Source organism: Alteribacter populi (assembly GCF_002352765.1).
GTDB classification, from domain to species: Bacteria; Bacillota; Bacilli; order Bacillales; family Salisediminibacteriaceae; genus Alteribacter; species Alteribacter populi.
Map to the genome: position 1 here is coordinate 2,156,959 of NZ_KZ293963.1, position 22,575 is coordinate 2,179,533.

The window sequence follows — 22,575 nt, forward strand, 5'->3', positions numbered from 1 at the left end:
TCGTTCCCCCTGTTTTTAATTGAACAAAAAAACGCCATTCCAAAAAGGAAAAGCGTTGAATGTAAAATGCATGACACTGCTGTCGACGTTCAAATGACTGCATGCGGGACTTATCTATTATGTTTAATAGATAACTCTGCACTTTAAACATCCTTTTCCTCGAAGGAGCTTAAAAACAAAATAGGCAGGTCTCCTGACTTACGCCTTGTCGGTTAGCTTCTCCTTCCCATGCATGACCTGCACAGTGGAATTGTTTCAGCCTTCCTAAGCGATTACAGTGGCGGGACCGTGTTGGATTTACACCAACTTCCCATTTCATCTTAAATGTCCATCTAACCAACGATGAACCTTTAAGAAACCTATTTGTTTCATTATTTTGTTTTTTTGTTCTGATATTATTATAGAAGAGTTTCTGTAGCTTGTAAATTAGATATATTTTTTGTCGAATCGTTCTATACAAAGGATTCGATTGGCTGTTGAACATTAAAGTATCTAGCTTCAGGATGAGCAAAAACGAGAGCTGTTACCGAGGCCTCTGGCTCCATCATAAACCCTTCTGTTAACGATAACCCAATCTCTTCTGGTCGAAGCAGATTAAACAGTTTTTCCTGATCCTCAAGATTCGGACAAGCAGGATAACCGAAAGAAACACGGGTGCCTTGGTACTTTGCTGAAAACCTTTGTTTCATTGTAAAGTCAACTTCATCTGGAAACCCCCAACGATCACGCATCAATTGGTGAAGGCGTTCAGCAAATCCTTCAGCCAGCTCAAGTGCAAAAGCTTGAATCATATGAGATTTCAAGTAATCTCCCTGGTCTTTCCATTTGGTTGAAATGTCTCTGACCCCTTTTCCTGCCGTAACGGCAAAGAGTCCGACATAATCCATTTCACCAGAGTTTATATCCCGTACATAATCGGATAAGCAAAGAAAAGGTTTTTTATCCTGGCGAGGAAAAGTAAATCTTTCGATAATGGTTTTATGATCATGAAAGTCGTAGATGAGCAACGAATCTCCATCACTTTGCGCCGGGAAAAATTGATAAATACCGTCCGCTGTGAGTAACTTTTCGCTCGTCACCTTTTTAAATAACTGCTTATATTCACTTTCCAAAGCAAGTGCTTTAGGCTGCCCCTCACTCAATAGCCGCTCCACCTTCCCTTGTAACCCTAAATGCTTTCCTAATAGTGTTTGCTTATTAATATAAGGCTCAAGATGATTTAAAGAATAACCTTTAAGAACATGACGCTTTAAGTCTGGTGGTGTAAAGACTGGGACAGTTTTTGAAACAGTTGATTGCTTTGAACTCGTTTGTTCTGCTACCGGTTTAGGTGAAGGGGGGGCTACAGATTGCTGCCTGTCTCTTTTTTTCGACTGTTGTTCTTGAAACATCTTTTCTTCTTCCCCATCTCGATTTAACCGGTTTGCAATGTCTAAGCCATTCATTGCATCTTTAGCGTAAACAACGAGACCTTCATATTCATCAGCAATTTTTGTTTCTGTGAATTTTCGAGTTAATGCTGCTCCACCGACGAGAATTGGAATCGAGATATTTTGCTGGCGTAAATCTTGAGCCGTTAATACCATTTGTTGTGCGGATTTTACAAGCAATCCCGACAGTCCGATCACATCAGGCTTCTCTCTTTTATAAGCTTCGATTAACTCGTTGGAAGTAACTTTAATTCCAAGATTAACAATGTTAAACCCGTTGTTCCCTAAAATAATTTCCACTAAATTTTTTCCAATATCATGAACGTCTCCTTTGACGGTAGCCAAAAGGATCTTTCCCTTACTGTGACTGCCACTTGCCTCCATAAACTGCTCTAAATAAGCAACTGAGGCTTTCATGACCTCAGCACTTTGTAATACTTCAGCGACAATGAGCTCATTGTTGTTAAACAAGCGACCGACCTCTTCCATTCCGGTCATTAGCGGGCCGTTAATGATATCAAGCGGAGCCTCATACTTTTGCAAAGCTTGCCCTAAGTCAGGGATCAAACCCTCTTTCGTCCCTTCGACTACATAGCTTGCAATTCTTTCCTCTAATGAAAGTGAAGAAACCTTAGGCTTATCGGCTGTTTTTTTGCTACGGTAAAATGCTGTAAACTTTGCTAACGTCTCATCATCAGTTTTAAACAGCAATTGCTCAGCTAATTTCTTTTCATTGTCTGCAATTGATGCATACCTTTCAAGCTTTTCAGTATTTACAATCGCATAATCTAGACCTGCTTTTGTACAATGATATAAATACACCGCATTGAGAATCTCTCTACCTACTGGCGGGAGTCCAAACGACACATTTGATACACCAAGCACCGTTAAGCAGTCCGGAAGCGCTTCTTTAATCAGCCTTATACCATCGACTGTTTCTTTAGCTGCTCCTATATATTGTTCATCTCCCGTTCCTACAGGAAACACGAGCGGATCAAAGATGATATCCGTCGGAGGAATATGATATTTCTCAGTCAAAAGCTGGTACGACCGCTTAGCAATCTCAAGTTTTCGTGCTGCCGTTGTTGCCATCCCTTTTTCATCAATCGTCCCAACAACAACTGCTGCGCCATATCGATGGATGAGTGGAGCAATATCTGAAAAACGTTCTTCACCATCCTCTAAATTAATGGAGTTAATAATGGCTTTTCCTTGAGAGTATGTCAATGCATGTTCAATGACATGCGCATCTGTCGAATCAATCATTAAGGGGACTTTTACTTTATTAATGACCTGTTTGATAAAGTGATCCATGTCATCAACTTCTTCACGGTCTGGGTCTGCAAGACAAATATCAATGACATGTGCTCCGCGTTTTACTTGTGCTCGTGCGATTTCGGACGCTTCTTCAAATTTTCCTTCAGCAATGAGTTGTTTAAATTTTCTCGAACCAATCACATTCGTCCGCTCTCCGATAAACAACGGCCTCATATCCTCTTCATAGATTAATGGTTCAATTCCTGAAACGGCATGAGGATGAGACCCGTTTATTTTTCTAGGCCGATATGGTTGAACAGCTTCAACAATCGCTCGTATATGCTCAGGTGTAGTACCACAACAACCTCCAACGATATTGAGCCAACCCTTCTCTGCAAATGCTGCTAGCTTTTTAGATAACGACTGAGGTGATTCGTGATACTGCCCTTCTTCATCAGGTAATCCAGCATTAGGGTAACAGCTTACTGCGGAAGTTGAAAGCTCGGATAACGATCGTAAATGATCTCTCATAAATTCAGGGCCTGTCGCACAATTCAATCCTACGACTAACGGCTTCATATGCTCTAATGATAAATAAAATGATTCAATACTTTGCCCTGCTAATGTCGTGCCCATCGGTTCAATTGTCCCAGATACCATCAAAGGTAATTTCGCTTCCAGTTGATCAAAGGCTTTTTCGATGCCAATAAAGGCAGCTTTGACGTTCCTCATATCCTGGCTCGTTTCCAGGAGAATAAGATCAACATCACCTTCAATTAATCCGCAAGCTTGTTCTTGATAATTTTCAATCAGTGCTTCGAAGGTCGTTCCTCCTGTGACTGATAATGACTTTGTCGTTGGTCCCATCGCTCCAGCGACATACCTCGGCTTTTCCGAAGTCGAAAAGCGATTAGCTGCGTTTCGAGCAAGCCTTGCCGCTGCATGATTGATTTCATACGTATGTTCTTCTAAATGATAATCTGCTAAAACGATATTTGTTCCGCCAAATGAATTCGTTTCAATAATGTCAGCTCCTGCTTCTAAATAGGCATCATGTATGCTTTCAATTACATTGGGTGCAGTAATATTTAAGTATTCATTGCAGCCTTCGTAAGCTTCTCCACCAAAGTCATCAGCAGTAAGATTTGCTTCTTGGAGCATTGTACCCATTGCACCATCTAATACGAGAATTCTTTTCGTTAATTGCTCAGCTAATGACAGCTTTGTCATTTGAAGACCCTCCTTCCTAAATATTGATACTTCCTACAGGCTGAGTGAATCGTCGCCCTGTTTTCATGTTGATATATTCGGTTAATTGTACAGTCATTTCATACCTTAAAAATGGTGTAATTAAATAAATACCATCGAAATATTGAACAGCAGTATCAATTAATGATTTTGAGATGGCAATTCCTTCACGTTCACCTTGCAAACGGTCCTCCTCGCATGCATGCATTCTCGTACGTATTTCGTCTGTCAGCTTAATCCCCGGTACTTCATGGTGTAGAAACTCCGCATTTCTACCACTCGTCAACGGCATCACTCCAAGGTAAATCGGAACTGGAAGGTGCTTTGTTGCTTCATAAACCTCAATAATTTTCTCTTCACTGTATACTGGCTGGGTGATGAAGTAATCGGCACCTGAGTTGATTTTACGTTCTAAGCGTTGTACTGCTTTATCTAATGACTTCACGTTTGGGTTAAACGCGGCTGCCACAGAGAACGTACATTGCTGACCGATCGATTTTCCAGAGAAGGAAATCCCTTCATTAAGCTGCTTAATTAAATGAATCAATTCAAAGGATGACAAATCATACACAGAGGTAGCACCAGGAAAATCACCTACCTTCGTCGGATCACCTGTTACCGCCAGAACTTGACTCATACCGAGCGCATGCAATCCCATCAAGTGCGACTGAAGACCGATGAGGTTCCGATCACGGCAAGTTATATGAATCAGTGGACGCACGCCTCTTGATTGAACCATACCCCCAAGCGCCATATTACATACTCTTGGTGAAGCTAATGAATTGTCCGCAAGAGTAATTGCATCTACACCTGACTTTTTTAATGCCTCTGTCCCTTTTAAATAACGATCAAATTCGAGCTTTCTTGGGGGATCAAGCTCAACGATGACCGACTTTTTTTCCTCAACAAGTTCATGTAAATGCTGCTCTCGTTCTTTAGCGACGACCACATTTGTTACACCCTTTGTTTTAATTGTTTTTTCAGTCACAGGTGTCGTATGCTTTACGGCTTTAGCAATCGCTTCTATATGTTCCGGAGTCGTTCCGCAGCAGCCACCAATCAAGCGAACACCTTGTTTTCGAAGAGCTTCCGCGCTTTTTTGAAAATAATCTGCATTTGAATCATAAACGAGCCTGCCATCCTTGTAATCGGGAAGGCTTGCATTTGGATAGCCAGAAAGAAAGCGTGATTCATGCAAGGGAACTTCTTCAAATGATTGAATCATATGGTGCGGCCCTAAGCGGCAATTTAATCCAGCGATATCTGCCCCAGCATCGTATATCGTGTCTAATGCTTTTGCAACTGTATGCCCCCCTTGAACGACTCCTGCTTCATGAAGAGAAAGCTGTGCAATGACAGGAAGTGCTGTCTCATTTTTGACAATGTTAAGTACCGCTAACAATTCTTCTAAATCATAATACGTTTCTAAGAGAATCCCATCTACCCCTTCATGAAGCAAGCTATGCAGCTGTTCACGAAACCCTCTTGTAATTTCTTTTACTGATAGATCGGTCTTTTTAATACTTCGAATTCCACCAATGGTCCCAAGAATATACGCTTGATCTTCAGCAGCTTTCTTTGCTATTTTTACAGCGGCTCGGTTAATCGCTTGAACAGAATCCTCCAAGCCGTATCTTGATAGCTTCTCATAATTTGCTCCATACGTATTTGTCTGTATTAAATCCGCACCTGCCCGAATGTAAGCTCGGTGGATTTGGCTAATTTGCTCATCATGCGTTAAATTAAGTTCTTCAAAGCAACGATCCACGCCATGAGCATACAACAATGTACCCATTGCTCCGTCTCCGATTAAAATCTTTTTCTCTAACTCTTGCAAAAAACCCATCCTCACACCTCATTTCTATCATCATGTTTTGCTAAAACATAGCCACCGGATTTTTTTCATTCTGTCTAGAATCACGATTATTTTATATTTGCTAAAGGTATTTCCTTACCTTTTACTTTCCCTGCCCAATGTAAAGCTGTCGAAAAATCATTTACTATATCTTCATACCGTTCAAGGCCGACCGACAATCGTAATAAGCCGTCTGTAATACCACGTGATTCTCGTTCTGACTTGTTCATCGCAGCATGAGACATTGTTGCAGGGTAAGATAAAATGGACTCAACCGCACCAAGGCTTACGGCAAAAACCGGAATCTCCACCTTCTCTACAAATACTTTCACTGCTTCTTTATCTTCAAGCTCAAAAGATAAAACGGCACCATACCCTGAAGCTTGAATGGTTTGAATTGGCTTACCTGGGTGGTAGGTAAGCCCTGGATAAAACACCTGTGTTACCTCATTTCGGCTTTCGAGCCACTGAGCTAGTTTAAAAGCTGTAGCTGAAGATTGCTCTAAGCGTACTTGCAACGTTTTTAGCCCTCTTAAGACAAGCCAGCAATCTTGAGCTCCTAATACAGAGCCGAGAGAGTTTTGCAAAAAGCCGATCTGTTCTGCTATTTCCTCTGATTTAACGACGACAAGACCTGCGATGACATCGCTATGTCCTGCAATAAATTTTGTTGCACTATGAATGACAATATCTGCTCCAAGCTCGAGGGGACGTTGTAACACAGGTGTTAAAAACGTATTATCTACCACTGTTAAACAACCGTTCGCTTTCGCGAGCTTTGCGACGCCTTGAAGGTCGGTTACTTTTAATAAAGGATTCGATGGCGTTTCGATATAAATCAGGCGCGTATTCGGCTTGATATTTACTGCGACTTGCTGCATATCGGTCATGTCAACGAAGGTGTAGTCAATTCCAAATTTATAAAGAACCTCCGTTAATAACCGATACGTACCTCCGTAGACATCATTTGTAATTAAAATATGATCACCTTTGTTTAACATCGTCAGAACTGTAGAGATCGCTGCCATGCCTGACGCAAAAGCAAACCCTTTATAGCCACTTTCAAGTTCAGCTATCGTATCTTCTAACACTTCCCTTGTCGGATTCCCAGAGCGTCCATAATCGTATTTACCGAATGTATCAAACTGAAATTGATGAAAGGTTGAAGCATGCTGAACCGGAACACTAACCGCCCCCGTTTGTCTATCAGCCTTATACTTGTTGTGAAGGAGACGCGTTTGAATTGAATAGGCTTTATCACTCATGAAAAACACCCGCCTTTCTTAAACTTGCAAAAGATTGCTGCAAATCACTGGTTAAATCACCGATATGCTCTATGCCAATAGAAAAACGTAACAGTCTGTTACAGACACCATTTGCGGTTCTGACTTCTTCAGGGATTTCTGCGTGTGTTTGAGTTGCTGGGTAAGTTATAAAACTTTCTACACCCCCCAGACTTTCTGCAAAGGTAATTAACTGTAAGCTTTGCAAAAACGGATCAATCCAAGCTTCATCCTGTAGCCTAAACGACACCATCCCTCCTCTCCCCGGATAAAGAACATCCGTCACTTCTGGCTGGTCGTTAAGAAATGGAACAAGTGCTGTGGCATTTCTCTCGTGCTGAGCCATTCTGAGCGCGAGGGTTTTCATCCCTCTCATTAACAGCCACGCATCAAATGGAGCTAATGTCCCACCGATACTGTTGTGAAGCATCGCTAGGTTCTCACAAAGCTCTTTACCATGGGCAACAATAAGTCCAGCTAACACATCATTATGTCCGCCAAGATATTTCGTCGCACTATGAATCACAATATCTGCCCCTTCTTGAAGAGGTTTCTGAATTAGAGGTGTATAAAAAGTGTTATCAACGATCAACAATAGCTGGTGACGTCTTGCAATGTCTGCAAGACTCGATATTGAAACTTCATTCATAAGCGGATTTGTCGGGGTTTCTATAAATAGTGCCTTTGTCTTCTCAGTGATCAGCTCCTCCCAGTCTGCAGGATTACTGCTTTCAACATAATTAAAATTTACGCCCCAGCGCTTCCAGCCTTGTTCAAACAATCGGTATGTTCCTCCGTATAAATCTTGTGAAACGATCATTTCATCATCCTTAGAAAATAAGTACAGCACCGTTTGAATAGCTGCCATTCCTGAACTGCAAGCAAACCCTCTTTCTCCTTCTTCTAACTCAGCTATGGCACACTCAACTAATTCCCTGGTGGGGTTACCCGTCCGAGTATAGTCAAAACCAGTCGACTGTCCGATTCCTTTGTGACGATAGGCAGTTGAAAAGTAAACTGGAGGACTGACTGTACCCGTTGTCATCTCACTTCGATTTCCCACTTGTGCTAACTTAGTTTCAGCATGTCGCACATCCATTTAAAACCCCCATCCTTTCTTTTTAAAAATTAAAACAACAAAAAACCTTCTTCAAAAATAAGAAGAAGGTTTGTATTCGAATCGCTTCCCCTTATCTTCCAAGCTCTTAAGAACTTGATGGAATTAGCACCTGACCTCTGTTGTGAGGCAGGTTGCTGAGACTTCGTCGGGCCATATCCCTCCGTCTCTCTAGATAAGAATGAAAAAAATATGAAGTTGTTTTTCCGCTTTTCAATTACGTTACCTTAAAATTTTCTGGATTGCAAGACTGTTTCCAATATTTTTTACTAATAAGGATCATTTTCCTACTCAAAAGCGTAAAACGTCTGAAGCCCGACATTGAAACATCTAAAATTTGTTAATAAGTGAAAGTTCGTCCATCGATATTTCTAAAGCTTTCTATCGGTAATTTGAGAATAAAAACTTTATATTTTCGCGAAAAGGACATTGCCACCTTTAATTCCCCGAAACAATGTCAAAAGAACTGTTACATTGACTATTCACTGGGCTGCTTTGCACCAGCAACACCCGCCGACGAAAAGGTTGCCATTTCTTTTAAGATTTTCGTTGATGATTCTAGTATAGGAAATGCAAGAGCGGCTCCTGTTCCTTCTCCTAATCTTAAGTTTAAGTTTAAGATCGGCTTCATTTGTAGCATATCTAAAGCAAGCTTATGTCCTCTTTCCTCAGATTGGTGGCCGATAATCATGTAATCCTTCACGTGAGGAGATAATTTATAGGCTAATAGTGCTGCAACTGTACTAATAAAGCCATCGATTAACACAGGCTTCCTATGAATAGCTGCCCCTAGTATCGCACCAACTTTCCCTGCAATCTCCAATCCACCTACCTTCACGAGAACGTCCAATGGATCTTCTGGATTTGGATTACGATTGAATATCGCTTGTTTAATAATCCTTTGTTTATGTATCATTTGTTCAGCAGAAATACCCGCTCCTGCATCAACAACCTCGTGTATATCTACCTGACTAAGAGCAGCTAAAATAGCACTACTGCTCGTTGTATTCCCGATCCCCATTTCACCTAAGATAAGGTATTTTACACCGTCATCAATAAACTGTTCAGATATCTCAATTCCCGCTCCAATAGCCGTCAATGCTTCCTCTTTACTCATCGCATCTTTTTTCAAGAAATTCTCAGTTCCATTGCGTACTTTTCTTGAAATAACCCCTTCTGTTTCAATCGTACTGGCAACACCAATATCAACAATTTCGAGCTTGGCACCAATTTGCTTTGCAAGCACATTAATCGCCGCACCGCCATGTAAAAAGTTATCCACCATTTGCGATGTCACTTCTTGTGGATAGGCTGATACTCCTTCCGATACGATTCCATGATCGGCAGCAAATACGATAATCCCTGGTGGTGATACCTCGGGGAAACGGCTCCCGGTGATTTCTCCTAGCTGAATTACAAGCTCTTCCAGCCTCCCTAAACTCCCTTGAGGTTTTGTTAATGTATTTAAATACGATCGAATGTCGTTGCCAGCATCTTTATCTACCGGTGGAATTTCATCAATGATTTTTAACAAGATACCGTTACCTACTTTCTTTTGCATCTATTAATATGTCGTTCAGTTGTTCTAGTTTTATGTTTTCTCGTACGACATTCGCGAGTCGATCAAACGCTTCTTCTCGTTTTTTCGTGAACGAATACCTCCCCGTTATCGGTGCTAACCCTTTCTGGGCCCTTATTTGATTAAGGAGGACCTCTCGAAATTCGTCATTATGGAAAATTCCATGAAAATACGTTCCAATGATTTGCTGATCCTCACTTATTGTTCCGTCGCTTCTTTCAGCCATTTGAATAAAAGGTTTTCCTTCATTTATAACCTGGGATTCGCCCATATGGATTTCATAGCCTGACACGGCAATCTCAACATTTCTAAACGCGACAGTACCTTCAGACAAAACGGTTGTTTTTTCATTTGTTATTGTAGTTTGTAGCGGAATAAGGTCTAAACCATCAGCTCGATGAACTTGAGACTCTACTGCATGCGGGTCCTCAATAACGCTCCCCATCATTTGATAGCCGCCACAAATACCAAAAAGAACGGTGTCTTTTTGTGACAATTCAAGAATGCGGTTTGCTAATCCGCTATTATGTAAAAACGTTACGTCTTTGATCGTATTTTTACTCCCCGGCAAAATGAGAAGATCAGGTTCCCCAAGCTCTTCTGCATTCTTTACAATCCGAACATGACAGTCTGACTCTTCAAAAAAAGGATCCACATCGGTAAAGTTTGAGATCAGCGGATACCTAAGGACCGCAATGTCGATTTCTTTAGAAGCATCGGTTGACGATGTGTATCGGCCTAAAACAACGGAATCTTCTGCTTCGATCATTAAATTGTCTATATAAGGCACGACACCTATTACTTGAACACCCGTGTACTCTTCAAACCATGTAAGGCCAGGTTGTAATAACGAAACATCTCCTCTGAACTTATTAATGATGACGCCAACAACTCTTCTTCGATCTTCAGGCTCAAGCAGCTGTAACGTACCTACTAAACTGGCAAAAACGCCACCCTTTTCAATATCACCGACTAAAATAACTGGCGCATTCGTAATGCGAGCGACACTCATGTTTACAAGCTCTCGGTCATTTAAGTTAATTTCAGCTGGACTCCCAGCGCCTTCAATGACGATCCGGTCAAACTGGTGGGATAACCTTTCATACGACTCTTCGATGAGCTGCTTTCCTTGATCGTAAAAGCTTTTTCGATAAACTCCTGCTTTCATATTTTTATAGGGTTTGCCGTGAACAACAATTTGCGATTCATATTCACCTGTTGGCTTGATTAAAATCGGATTCATGTCAGTAGTCGCAACAATACTAGCAGCTTCCGCTTGAACACCTTGTGCACGACCGATTTCTTTCCCATCCACAGTAATATAAGAATTCAAAGCCATGTTTTGAGATTTATAAGGGGCCGTTTTATAACCATCCTGGCTAAAAATTCGACATAACGCTGTTACAATAGCACTTTTACCAGCGTCTGAATGTGTGCCTTGTATCATTAATGGAACCGCTTTAGTCATGAGATTTCCACTCCATACATTTTTCAATCCAATTCTCAACAATGGCAGGGCACGAAGCAAAATGTAAATGTGTATAGCCCGCGACTAAATTCCCGCTCAGATACCCTTCCTTTTGCACGCCTCGCATACCTTTTGTTTCATAAGCATTGGTGACCTCTTGTCTTGGGTGAAAGGATGAATAATGAAACTCGTGTCCCTTCGCATCATCACCACTTCTTAATAAGAAATTATCGGTTTCACCACTAACCTCACGATAACCAATCGCCGCTAACCTTTGTTGCATTTGGATCACACCCGGTACGACGCCTGCCATAGAATGGATTTGACCGTCTGCCGTGATCAGTGAATCACAGATAAACATAAAACCACCACATTCCGCCAAGGTCGGCATCCCCTGGCTAATGGCTTTTTTAACTGAACTTTTGACCGTTGCTTGCTTTGCTAGCTTCTCCGCAAACTCTTCAGGAAAACCTCCTCCTAAATAAAGGCCATCTATATAATCTGGAATCGGTTCATCATTTAACGGGGAAAAATAGACCAGCTCTGCCCCATTAGCTTCTAGCAATTCTAAGTTTTCCTGATAATAAAAGTTAAAGGCGAGGTCTCTGGCAACGGCAATTTTCACACCTGTATTCGGTTTGTTTTTGAAAAGGGGCGACGTCTCTACGTTGAGCTTTTTTGTTTTTGCTAAGTCATACAGCTTATTCATGTCAATGGTTTGGGACACGAGCTCGCCTAATCTATCGAAAAACGGATCCAGCTCCCCTCTTTCAATAGAAGGAATTAAACCTAAGTGTCGTTCAGGGATTTCAATCTCGGTTTCTCTACTCAAATAACCTACGACCGGAATTTGACATTCCTGTTCAACCGCTTCTTTGATTAACTGAAAATGCCCTTCACCTCCGACTTGGTTCGCAATAATCCCAACAATGTTAACCTCATCAGATAATGCTTGAAACCCTTTAACAGTAGCTGCCGCACTACGAGCTACCCCTGAGCAGTCAACAACTAAAATAACCGGACTTTCTGTCATGACACTAATTTCTGCCGTACTTCCCTTGTTTGACTTCGGGTCCTTACCATCATAGAAGCCCATGACCCCTTCAATGATTGAGATATCAGCTCCATCACTCCCGCGCTGTAATATCTCTTTCATTACACTTGGTGAGAGCATCCAGCTATCTAAATTGCGCGAACGACGCCCTGTTACGGACGTATGGTATGTAGGATCGATATAATCCGGTCCACATTTAAAACCCTGAACCGTGTAACCCTGCTTTTGAAAGGCTGACATGAGCCCAATCGTTACTGTCGTCTTGCCGGCACCACTCCCGGTCCCGGCTATGACTAATCTTCTTTCTGACAAAATAAAATCCCCCTATGTTTAAAGGTTCGAAGTATCATTTAAATCGACTTGTATAGATAAAGTACTGGTATATTTAAAGAATTGTTGATGACCCTGATTTATTGCCTCCAATCTAAGTACAAAAGGAGGAAAATCAAAACCAAGAAGTTCGAGGCACGGCATCTGCGAAGTCCGGAGCCTATCGAGTTAATACGTGAGGACTGGAGCAGCAACATAGCGAGCTTTCCCAGGATGGGGTGATTCCTGCGTTCGCCACAGGACGTCGCGGCACTAGCAGGAGGTCCTATTCCAGGACGGTTATGATTCCCGCATTTTTTGAACATTCCCTAAAACTCAATCCCTTTTACCGCTGGAATCCCCTCATCATAATAATGCTTCTCAGCCTCAATAACAGACACAAGGTCTGCTAACGTTTTTATCTCTTCTTTTGCATCTCTTCCGGTAATCACAAGGTGCACATGACGAGGTTTATTTTTTAACATGTCAATGACCTCATCTAATGGTAAGACGTCATCGATCGGAAATTGGCTGATTGCTAAAGCATTGTTCAATTCATCAAGGATGACGACATCGTATTCCCCACCCATCACAGCTTCCTTTGCTTTTGGCCAGCCCTGCTTTAATGCTTCTCGGTGTTCCTCAGGGGTTTTGGTCCATGTAAAACCAATCCCAAGCTGAATCATATCGACACCAAGTTTTTTTAGCGCGATTTGTTCTCCGTAAGAACGTTGTGGTGATTTGATAAACTGATAGATTTTTACTGATTGTCCTCTACCTGTTGCACGTAGAGCCAGCCCTAGAGCGGAAGTTGTTTTTCCTTTGCCGTGGCCAGTATAAACGAGTGTTAATCCTTTTTGATCTTCTGTCATGGTATCCTCCTGTAAAAGAAATTTCTCATTTTTCAAGGCTTTAGTTAGAAGTCGCCACAGGCGGACGCTTTCACCCCTGGGCACAAGTGCGACATCAGCGTTTTTCAAACATAAAAAAACATCTTCCTCATTAGAAAGACGCTAAAATACTTTAAAAGATATAAAATTGCCCGTCAAAAGGAAAAAACTTAATAGGCACTTAACTTCATTGAAGGTTTCCTTTTCACATATCTTTTTCTTTAAGCATTCTTTCCGCGAAGAATTCTTACTAAACAAACAGGCAGGTTTCCTGACTTACGTTTCATCACAATGGCTAAACCCTTCCCATGCTTTATCAGCACAGTGGATTCGACTCTCGTTCATTAGTCTTTGCTCAACGAATACAGTGGCGGGACCGTGCCGGATTCACACCGGCTTCCCTTTTACCCCTTTATAACTATATAAATAGGCACCTGTTTGTTTTATTAAGTTTTATTTTTTATTATGAAAAGTATGTCTTCTTCAATTGTAACGTAACACTAGATGTAAGTCTTGTTTTATTTTTAACCGGTTATCGATTTAACGACAGTGAAGCATTCATCTCATCAACCGTTTCGACTTCAAATCCTAAGTCAAGTAACATTTGGTGGTCGTCGGTTGTTTCTTGACCTTCTGTCGTTAAGTAATCACCAACGAAAATGGAATTCGCTGCATAAAGGCCTAGCGGTTGTAAGGTGCGTAAATTGACTTCCCTTCCACCTGAAATTCTAATTTCTTTCGTAGGGTTAATAAACCTGAATAACGCTAGGACTTTTAAACAATAAAGCGGGTTTAACTCCTTAACACCCTCTAACGGCGTTCCATCGATGGCGTGTAAAAAGTTCACAGGAATTGAATCAGCATCAAGTGCTCTTAAGCTATGCGCAACGTCAACAACTTCTTGCTTTGTTTCTTTCATGCCGACGATGACACCTGAACATGGGGACATCCCCGATTCCTTCGCAACTTCAACCGTATTGACTCGGTCACCATACGTATGTGAAGTTGTAATATTATCGTGGTTCGTTTCTGCTGTGTTTAAATTATGATTATAACGATCCACACCTGCATCTTTTAACCGCTTCGCTTGCTCTGGCTTTAATATCCCTAGACAAGCACAAATTTTCATCCCATATGTGTCTTTAATTTCCTTTACTGCATCGACAACTTGATCAACCTCACGATTTGAAGGACCTCTGCCACTTGCCACAATACAATACGTTCCGATATTTAAATCATAGGCTCTTTTCGCCCCTTCAAGAAGCATATCCTTCTTAACCATTCTGTAGGATTCAATAGGTACTTCTGCAATGGAAGATTGAGAGCAATAGCCGCAATTTTCCGGACAAAGACCTGACTTTGCATTCATAATCATGTTCAGCTTTACTTTTTTTCCAAAATAACGCTTGCGAATTTGAAAAGCCGCATGCAATAAAGGTAATATTTCATCGTCCGGACTCTCTATTATTGATAGTGCCTCTGTATTCGTAAGTTCCTGTCCATCTAATACACGGTCTGCAAGTTCCATCCATTGGTTCATGTTCAGTCCTCCATTTATTTAGTCAAAGACGCAATATTTACGTTATCTTTGACCATCTTTTTTATCTTTTCATTTGTCATATCGTTAAGCTTCGGTGTGATTCCTAAAATCGGTACTTCACACCATTCTTCGATCATTTTCGGATTTGTCTTCTGTGACGGATCTCGCGTATCACTAGCTCCGTTAATCACAATTCCTGCTACTTTTAATCCGGCCTCCCTAGCATAATGTACCGTCAAAAAAGTATGATTAATCGTTCCAAGGTCAGGTCTTGCGACGATAACAACCGGCAATTCTAACGCTTTTATTAAATGACTGACTAAGAAGCTTTCACCAAGGGGGACTGCGATACCACCCGCTCCTTCAACAATAAAAAATTCATGTTTCGTTTTTATCATATTCCACCGCTCAAGTACCTCATCAAATTGAACACTCGTTCCTTCCAACTGTGCTGCAACATACGGAGAGAGAGGTTCTGAAAATTGAAAAGGGGTAACCTCCTCATCTGAAAGAGCGGTTCCAGACATTTTCTTTAATAGAAAAGTATCGCTCTCGGGGTTCTCTCGGGTGATACCACTTAAAAATGGTTTAAACACACCGACATCGACCTTTTTTTCTTTTAATGCAGCCGCAATCCCACACGAAATAATCGTTTTCCCTACTCCAGTGTCAGTCCCTGTCACAAATATTCCAGTCATGTAATCACCTTCAATTCTTCACCGATAAAACGAAAAGCTTCTATTAAATAATCGATCTCTTCATCTGTATGGTCTGATGTGAGCGTAAGCCGAATTCGACTTTCGGAGGGAGAAACAGTAGGTGGGCGAATCGCCGGTGCATAAATGGCTTTTTCTCGGAGCCGATCTGCAAATGAAACCGCCTTTTGTGATTCCCCGATAATGACTGGTACAATTGGTCCTTGCCCTCCTATGACGTGATAACCTAATTCTTGTAAATTCATTTTTAGATACTGGACTTTCGACACCAAAGACTCACGTTTATTCATGCTACTTTCGATCACGTCGAATGCAACAGAAGAAGCGGCACAGCTCGCAGGAGAGATCGCTGTCTGGAAAATAAATGGCCTTGCATAGTTGAGAAGAAAGTCAACGAGGGTCTTTGAACCCGCCACATAGCCTCCTTCTGTGCCAACGGCTTTACTCAACGTTCCGATGATAACATCTGGTTTTATACCAAAGTACTCACTCGTCCCTCGACCATGTTTGCCTAAGACTCCAGTTGCATGAGCATCATCGACGATCACTGACGCGCCATACCTGCTGGCTAATGTCATGATTTTATCTAAGGGAGCAATATTGCCATCCATACTAAAAACGCCATCGGTTACGATAAATCGCCGCTGATAAGACCTTTCTTCTTTCAATTTTTTCTCTAAATCGATCATGTCAACATGGTTATAAATCATCGTGTCGGCTTTTGACAAACGGCAACCATCAATGATGCTTGCGTGGTTTAATTGATCACTTAAAATGACGTCACCCTTTTCTGGCAAAGACGACAAGACACCGACATTAGCTAAATAGCCATTTGAAAAAAGAAGTGCAGCTTCGGTTTGTTTGAATTGCGCGACTTTTTCTTCCAGTCTTTCGTGCCAGATTGAATTGCCGGTTGTAAGCCTTGACCCACTACTGCCTACTCCAAACTCATCTAGCGTAGCTTTGGCAGCGTTAATCAGCCGCTGATCATTAGCCAACCCTAGATAATTATTTGATGAAAATACAAGTTGCTTTTCACCATTGATGTCCACACGCGGTCCTGGTGCAGTATTCATCGTTTTCAGTTTTCGGTACAGCCCCTGTTTTTTTCGCTCGGCCAACCTGTTATTCAACCGCTGATCAAACTCACCCAAGCTCGACCCTCTCCCTTGTAACGACTTCAATAGCTTCCTTGATGATCGATACCATTTCCTGAAGCTCTTCCTTTGTACTCGCTAGCGGTGGCATTAAAACAATGACATCTCCTAGTGGTCTCGTCAGCATACCGAGCTCTCTCATTTTTAAAGAAACGTGATAGCCTACGCGCTTTTCAAAAGGAAATGGCTCTTTTGTCTTTTTTGATTGAACAAGCTCGATACCGCACATAAAGCCAAGCTGACGTATGTCTCCTACGTGCGGAAGCGCATACAAATCATCGAGCATGCTTTTTAGATCTTCCGTTTTTTTGGCTACTTGACCGACGATATCTTCAGCTTCAAATAATCGTATATTCTCAATCGCTACAGCACAGCCAAGTTGATTTCCGGTATACGAGTGACCATGGAAAAATGTTTTCAAATTTTCATAGTCATCATAAAAAGCTTCATAGATTTTCTCTGTTGTATAAGTAACCGCAATCGGTAAGTACCCTCCAGTGATTCCTTTTCCGGCTGCCATTAAGTCTGGCTGAACCCCTTCATGCTCACAGGCAAACATCTTCCCCGTCCGACCAAAGCCTGTCGCTACTTCGTCGACAATCATGAGAACATCATATTTCGTACACAATGTTCTTACTCCTGATAAAAACCCTTCAGGCATAACAAAAATACCTGACGCTCCTTGAACCATCGACTCAATGGATAGAGCCGCAATTTCTTGATGTTTTTCAATAAGTAGTTGTTCGAGAGCGTGTAAGCATTCATCCCGACATTGATCCGGGTCGCCACTTTCTGATCGATATACATTCGGGATCGGTGCTTTATAACTCTCAAACATAAGGGCTCCGTATACGTGATGAAAGAGGTCGATCGATCCAATACTTACCGCACCAATCGTATCCCCATGATAGCCATTACGCATCGAAACTACCTTTTGTTTTTCAGGTTTTCCAATGTTCTGCCAATATTGAAACGCCATCTTAAGAGCAATTTCCATTGCCTCTGCTCCACTGTCTGAGTAAAAGACACGAGTTAAATTTTCAGGGCTTAATTCGACTAATTTTTCTGCTAATTCAGTAGCTGGTACATTCGTCATCCCGAGCAAAGTTGAATGTGCAATCTTACTTAACTGATCTACAATAGCCTCATCGAGCTCTTTTTTACGATGTCCATGTACATTAAGCCAAACCGAAGAAAACCCGTCATAATATTCCTTTCCATTAACATCTCTTACCTTTATACCTTTTCCACTTTCAATAATTAAAGGGTCCCGATCATAATCTTTCATCTGAGTAAATGGAAGCCATAAATGCTTTTTACTTTTTTCAATTATTTCATGTGTCATTGTTCTCCCCCCATTGTACAAGTATCGGTTGCTTTTCCATGTAATGAATATAGGCAGCGGTATCTTTTATATTGTCGACAAAAAAGATCCGACAACCATTTTCATCACCACTATCTTTTAGCTTATTTATTCTCTCGTATCCTGATTTTTTACTTGCCACATAACCGGTTACATAATCAGGGTCATCCGACCAGCATAGCTCCGCCACTGTCGCAACGTGATGATTCACTTTACTAGCTAGAACGAGTGCTTCTTTCATTCGAGGATTGTCAGGTAAGTGATGGTTCTCTGCCCACATTTGAAAATTAGCATTTGTCCAATCCATTCTTGAAACACGAACACTTTTTGCCAGGCATGCTCCACTGTGAATATCAATGAGAGTTGCTCCAGATTGATTAAGGTCCTCAGAAAGAAGATGATAAGCCTTTTCAATAATCCACTTTGGAACTCCCGCACTCTCAAGAAGCTCTCGGGCTAATTGCTGCCCTTTTCCAACTGTTGTAACGTCGTAAGTCGAGACGTGTAATGGTTTAATCCGTTCTACAGCTTCGTCCACAGGGTCGAACTGAATTTGCATAAAATCTGGATTTCCTTTGGGATGAGTGAGCGCCTTATCTAGTAAAGTATTGACCGCTATTTTCATATCTTGATAGCTGGTGAGCATCTCGCCACCTGAAATATGCTTTCCACCTTGTTCATGAGACCTGTACTTTGAAGCTCGCATTCTTACACTGTAAAGCTTATCCTCTGTCATCTCTTCCGCCCTTTCCCCGAATTTCAATGACTTCATAAGTCGTATAAACTCCATCACCTGCTCGGTGCGCAAGATCATACCTTCTCATTACTTCTTTAAGTAAAGCCCTTGATGTTCCTAGTGAGTAATGGTTTTCGCTATAATTAGCGCCCACTGCTTTTACCGACTTTAAAAACTGTTGACAGTTGCCATAGGTAAGTCGCTCGATGGTCTGTTCCGTACTGACTTCTTTTAGCCCGACACCAATTAATACAGCTTGCCAAGCCTTCTCCTCTTGCATCGGAAGCGTATGCCGACCATCTGTAAGCCCCATTTCTTGCTTCACCTCTTCAAAAATTCGATGTAATTCCTGAAAAGTTGCAGGTCCGAAGGTTGAAGCGGCAATCCAGCCATTTGGTTTTAGTGCGCGCTTCAAGTTGGCAATCGTGTGATTTGGCATCTTAAACCACTGAAAAACAGCATTAGAAACAATCAAATCGTAAGGCTCATGCGTTGACCACTCGATCCTTTCTGCGTCACCAACTAAAAATGTCACCTGTGAGCTTACATTTACGCGGGCCTTTGACGCCTCTACCATTTGTTCAGCGATGTCTATCGCTGTAATCGCTGCTTTCGGAAAGCGATCTTGAAGAATTTTTGTCAGTATACCCGTCCCGCAGCCTACTTCCAAAATTCGAATCGGTTCATCGGTTTCTAAGTCACGCAATAATCTCTCCGCCATTTTTCTCTGAATAATCGCATGATCATCATAGGATTGAACGGAGCGGTTAAATTGACTCAAAACTTGACTCTTATGTAATTCCACTGTCTACTCTCTCCTTCATCCAATGAAAAAATCGATCTGCTTCTGTCCAAAACGGCAAATGACCCGCATGGTCCCAACACGTAAACTCACTTTGCGGCAAAGATGCTTCTAATTGTTTCGCTCCTAAATAAGGACAGATGGCATCTTCTATTCCTGTGAGTAAATAGGCCGGAGTGCGAATGCTTCTCGTTTTTTTACCTATGGTAAATTGCCGTAAATAATCGAGTCCCACCTCTAAAGCGCCCTGGTTCACGCTGCTTTCTTTCCTAAAACTCTGCCAGCTTTCATATTTTCCCTGCTTGACTTCGGAAGGAGAAAACATTTGGAGGTCAAACCCCTCAATCGCCCCTTTAGGATTAAGAGATACCTGTCTTTTTAACCTGCGAAGTGATCGTTCATCCGTCCCATGCGGAAACTCATTGGAACGAATAAACTGTCCGGTACCGCCAATTAAGAAAACAGAATGTACGCGGTCTGGGTGTCGGTAAGCCAAATCTAGCGCAGTCATTGCTCCAAGTGACCAGCCAACAATAACAACTGGCGATGTTAACTTCTTTAACGCAGCTTCTGCGATCAACATCATTTCGTCCACACTTTTACATCCATTAAAATCGACTTTTTTATGTATTCGTTCAGGCCAACGCATCATTTGTTCTTCCCAGACTCTCGAATCAACTGACCAACCTGAAACCCATAAAAAAGAACATTGATCTGACATGAAAACTCACTTCCTGACTTCGGTTTAAGAGCTTTTTTCTTTACACCAACCGATAATACCTAATTGTTAACTATATATAAAAATTAGTTAACAATAGGAGTATACCACATTAAAATAAAATAGATAAATAGGTTCCGTTAAAATTTGAATTTAACAATAGAGAAATAGACCTTTAAATCTGTACGAGAGCCTAATGTGGGAAGAACAAATGTGCATGACGTCTGAAGCTAGAAATCACTCCAACTTTAAATAGTGATCCACAACCTTAAAAAATATCAAACAACAAAAAAACTACCCTTTTCGGATAGTTTAAATGGCGGCAAAAAACTGTTTAGATGTAAAAATCAAATTTTTTCTTCTATTCATAACTCCTTTCACTATGATTATTAATAATTGTCACTAATTTTAATTCCCCTCATTAGTTAACATCAGACTTTATTGAATTACCATCGTGTGTTCCATTATCTACAATCGATCGTTCTTTTGATAAAATCTGTAATGCTTCCTCTTTTGAAACTTTATTTCTTGGTGTGATTAAGCTAACGACTATCCCCGCAATTATTGCGACTCCAAGTGACGGAAGGATTGGATTCCCCCAAAATGCCATAAGCGACTCGCTCATTAAAACAACGAAGGAAATGGCCGACCCTCCAATGATACTAGCAAGTCCACCTTGCCAAGTCGCACGTGGCCAAAACTTCCCTAAGAGCGCTGCTACGAACAACCCTGACATAACAGTCGCTATAAAGTTAGAAATATAATCAATAATATTGTCTGCTCCTAACGTAAGAACAAAGGCTAAGATTAACGTAATGACTAAAGCGATTCTTGAATAACCAACCATATTGTCCTTCTCTGGTAGTTTACCTGTAAACGTTTGGAAGACATCTCTTAATAGAATTGTAACACCTGTAATAAAATCAGAGCTTCCAGATGACATTGTTGCACTTAACCCTGCCACTAAAACAATGGCTCCAACCCAAATCGGGAACACTTCAGTCGCCAAAAATGGGAAAGCATACCCCGCCTCTAGATCGGGATTAATGGCATTTGCAGACATCCCAATGATTGCAGGAAATAATGAAAATATGGCAAAAAGAGTGCCTGTGACAAAAAAACCTTTTTTAACTGTCGTAATACTTTCACTCGAGTAGATGCGATGACGAAATGATGGTGTCGCTAATACTCCAACCGCGATCACAACAACAAGCGATAACGCAGGAATAAACCCTAACTTTTCAATACCTAAGAAAGAAACCATTTCATTTGACAGTTCACTTGACAGCTGTCCAAGTCCTCCAACTTTTACAACTGATAGTATTGTAAGCGTTATAAAACCAACAAATAAAATAGCACCTTGAATCGTATCTGTATAAACAACTGCTAAAAAACCACCAATTAATGTGTAAAGTGCAAAGCCAACAGCTACGATGATTTTTGCGTAAAAAAGGTCCAACCCCGTTATCCAAGATAAGTAAAGACTTCCCCCTAAAATATGAGCACCTAACCAACCAAGTGAAGCAATATACATCAGAATTGACGTAGATCCTTTTACTATTTTATTTGCACCATAATAAAAGCTTAACTCTTCAGAAAATGTCATAAAGTTATACTTCCTTACATCAGCAAATAGTAAAAGTAATCCAAACATTCCAATCGAGCCGCCTATTCCATATAAGGCACCTGCCCAACCGTTTTCAAACGCAAATCCCACAGCTCCCATACTTGACCCCGTTCCGACTAAAGTGGCTACGGTAGTCCCTATTAACAGAGGTAGTGTTAACCCTCTGCCTCCCATTAAAAAGTCCTCACCATTTTTTACTTTTCTTGACGTCCAAATCCCAACTAGGATCATAAACATTGTAAACACTAAGAAGACTGTTAAATAAACTTCCTGGTTCTCAATCATCATACTTCCCCCTAACTACTCATCATCACTAGCATCATTACTATACTCAATAAAACCGGTTACATTTTTTACTTAGACTACAACTATCTCTAGCACGAATTAAATTAATAATAAATTAAATATTCAGATTTCATTATAAAT

At 41.2% G+C, this 22,575-nt stretch carries 16 protein-coding genes and 3 riboswitches; all 16 genes read right to left on the reverse strand.

Annotated elements, in window-relative coordinates:
- Positions 1 to 177: 177 nt before the first annotated feature.
- A riboswitch (cobalamin riboswitch) is annotated at positions 178 to 365 on the reverse strand.
- 87 nt (positions 366 to 452) lie between these two features.
- Positions 453 to 3,917 carry a methionine synthase gene (gene metH / locus CDZ94_RS10550; RefSeq protein ID WP_096436830.1) on the reverse strand — a complete coding sequence of 1,155 codons (3,465 nt, stop codon included), beginning with the start codon at positions 3,915 to 3,917 and terminating at the stop codon, positions 453 to 455.
- A gap of 16 nt (positions 3,918 to 3,933) precedes the next feature.
- The gene (locus tag CDZ94_RS10555) at positions 3,934 to 5,781 is read right to left on the reverse strand and encodes a bifunctional homocysteine S-methyltransferase/methylenetetrahydrofolate reductase (protein ID WP_096436832.1); all 1,848 of its coding nucleotides are present in this window, start codon (positions 5,779 to 5,781) and stop codon (positions 3,934 to 3,936) included.
- A gap of 77 nt (positions 5,782 to 5,858) precedes the next feature.
- Positions 5,859 to 7,055, reverse strand: a complete 1,197-nt coding sequence (gene metC, locus CDZ94_RS10560; RefSeq protein ID WP_096436834.1) for a cystathionine beta-lyase — start codon at positions 7,053 to 7,055, stop codon at positions 5,859 to 5,861.
- Positions 7,048 to 8,172, reverse strand: a complete 1,125-nt coding sequence (locus tag CDZ94_RS10565; RefSeq protein WP_425352534.1) for a methionine biosynthesis PLP-dependent protein — start codon at positions 8,170 to 8,172, stop codon at positions 7,048 to 7,050. The genes metC and CDZ94_RS10565 overlap by 8 nt, the downstream gene beginning before the upstream one ends.
- An 88-nt stretch (positions 8,173 to 8,260) precedes the next feature.
- A riboswitch (SAM riboswitch) is annotated at positions 8,261 to 8,372 on the reverse strand.
- A gap of 296 nt (positions 8,373 to 8,668) precedes the next feature.
- A complete protein-coding gene (gene cobT, locus CDZ94_RS10570; protein ID WP_198520804.1) occupies positions 8,669 to 9,751 on the reverse strand; it encodes a nicotinate-nucleotide--dimethylbenzimidazole phosphoribosyltransferase in 1,083 nt (360 codons plus the stop codon).
- Positions 9,732 to 11,237, reverse strand: a complete 1,506-nt coding sequence (locus CDZ94_RS10575; protein ID WP_096436836.1) for a cobyric acid synthase — start codon at positions 11,235 to 11,237, stop codon at positions 9,732 to 9,734. The genes cobT and CDZ94_RS10575 overlap by 20 nt, the downstream gene beginning before the upstream one ends.
- Positions 11,230 to 12,603, reverse strand: coding sequence for a cobyrinic acid a,c-diamide synthase CobB (locus tag CDZ94_RS10580; RefSeq protein WP_096436838.1), 1,374 nt, complete (start codon positions 12,601 to 12,603; stop codon positions 11,230 to 11,232). The genes CDZ94_RS10575 and CDZ94_RS10580 overlap by 8 nt, the downstream gene beginning before the upstream one ends.
- 326 nt (positions 12,604 to 12,929) lie before the next feature.
- Positions 12,930 to 13,472: a cob(I)yrinic acid a,c-diamide adenosyltransferase gene (locus tag CDZ94_RS10585; protein WP_096436840.1), complete on the reverse strand. Its 543-nt coding sequence runs from the start codon at positions 13,470 to 13,472 to the stop codon at positions 12,930 to 12,932.
- A 262-nt stretch (positions 13,473 to 13,734) separates the two neighbouring features.
- Positions 13,735 to 13,943: riboswitch (cobalamin riboswitch) on the reverse strand.
- Between the two features lie 79 nt (positions 13,944 to 14,022).
- Positions 14,023 to 15,030 carry a biotin synthase BioB gene (gene bioB, locus CDZ94_RS10590; protein WP_096436842.1) on the reverse strand — a complete coding sequence of 336 codons (1,008 nt, stop codon included), beginning with the start codon at positions 15,028 to 15,030 and terminating at the stop codon, positions 14,023 to 14,025.
- 14 nt (positions 15,031 to 15,044) lie between these two features.
- Positions 15,045 to 15,728, reverse strand: coding sequence for a dethiobiotin synthase (gene bioD, locus CDZ94_RS10595; protein ID WP_096436844.1), 684 nt, complete (start codon positions 15,726 to 15,728; stop codon positions 15,045 to 15,047).
- Entirely contained in the window at positions 15,725 to 16,900 is a 1,176-nt protein-coding gene (gene bioF / locus CDZ94_RS10600; protein ID WP_096436846.1) for an 8-amino-7-oxononanoate synthase, read from the reverse strand. Before bioF ends, bioD begins: the two co-directional genes overlap by 4 nt.
- Entirely contained in the window at positions 16,893 to 18,248 is a 1,356-nt protein-coding gene (gene bioA, locus CDZ94_RS10605; protein WP_096436848.1) for an adenosylmethionine--8-amino-7-oxononanoate transaminase, read from the reverse strand. Before bioA ends, bioF begins: the two co-directional genes overlap by 8 nt.
- A complete protein-coding gene (gene bioW, locus CDZ94_RS10610; protein WP_096436850.1) occupies positions 18,238 to 19,002 on the reverse strand; it encodes a 6-carboxyhexanoate--CoA ligase in 765 nt (254 codons plus the stop codon). The genes bioA and bioW overlap by 11 nt, the downstream gene beginning before the upstream one ends.
- Positions 18,989 to 19,807 (reverse strand): malonyl-ACP O-methyltransferase BioC, encoded by an 819-nt coding sequence (gene bioC, locus CDZ94_RS10615; protein ID WP_096436852.1) that lies wholly within the window; start codon positions 19,805 to 19,807, stop codon positions 18,989 to 18,991. The genes bioW and bioC overlap by 14 nt, the downstream gene beginning before the upstream one ends.
- Positions 19,794 to 20,525, reverse strand: coding sequence for an alpha/beta fold hydrolase (locus CDZ94_RS10620; protein ID WP_096436854.1), 732 nt, complete (start codon positions 20,523 to 20,525; stop codon positions 19,794 to 19,796). Before CDZ94_RS10620 ends, bioC begins: the two co-directional genes overlap by 14 nt.
- A 418-nt stretch (positions 20,526 to 20,943) precedes the next feature.
- The gene (locus CDZ94_RS10625) at positions 20,944 to 22,434 is read right to left on the reverse strand and encodes a sodium:solute symporter family protein (RefSeq protein WP_096436856.1); all 1,491 of its coding nucleotides are present in this window, start codon (positions 22,432 to 22,434) and stop codon (positions 20,944 to 20,946) included.
- Positions 22,435 to 22,575 lie beyond the last annotated feature (141 nt).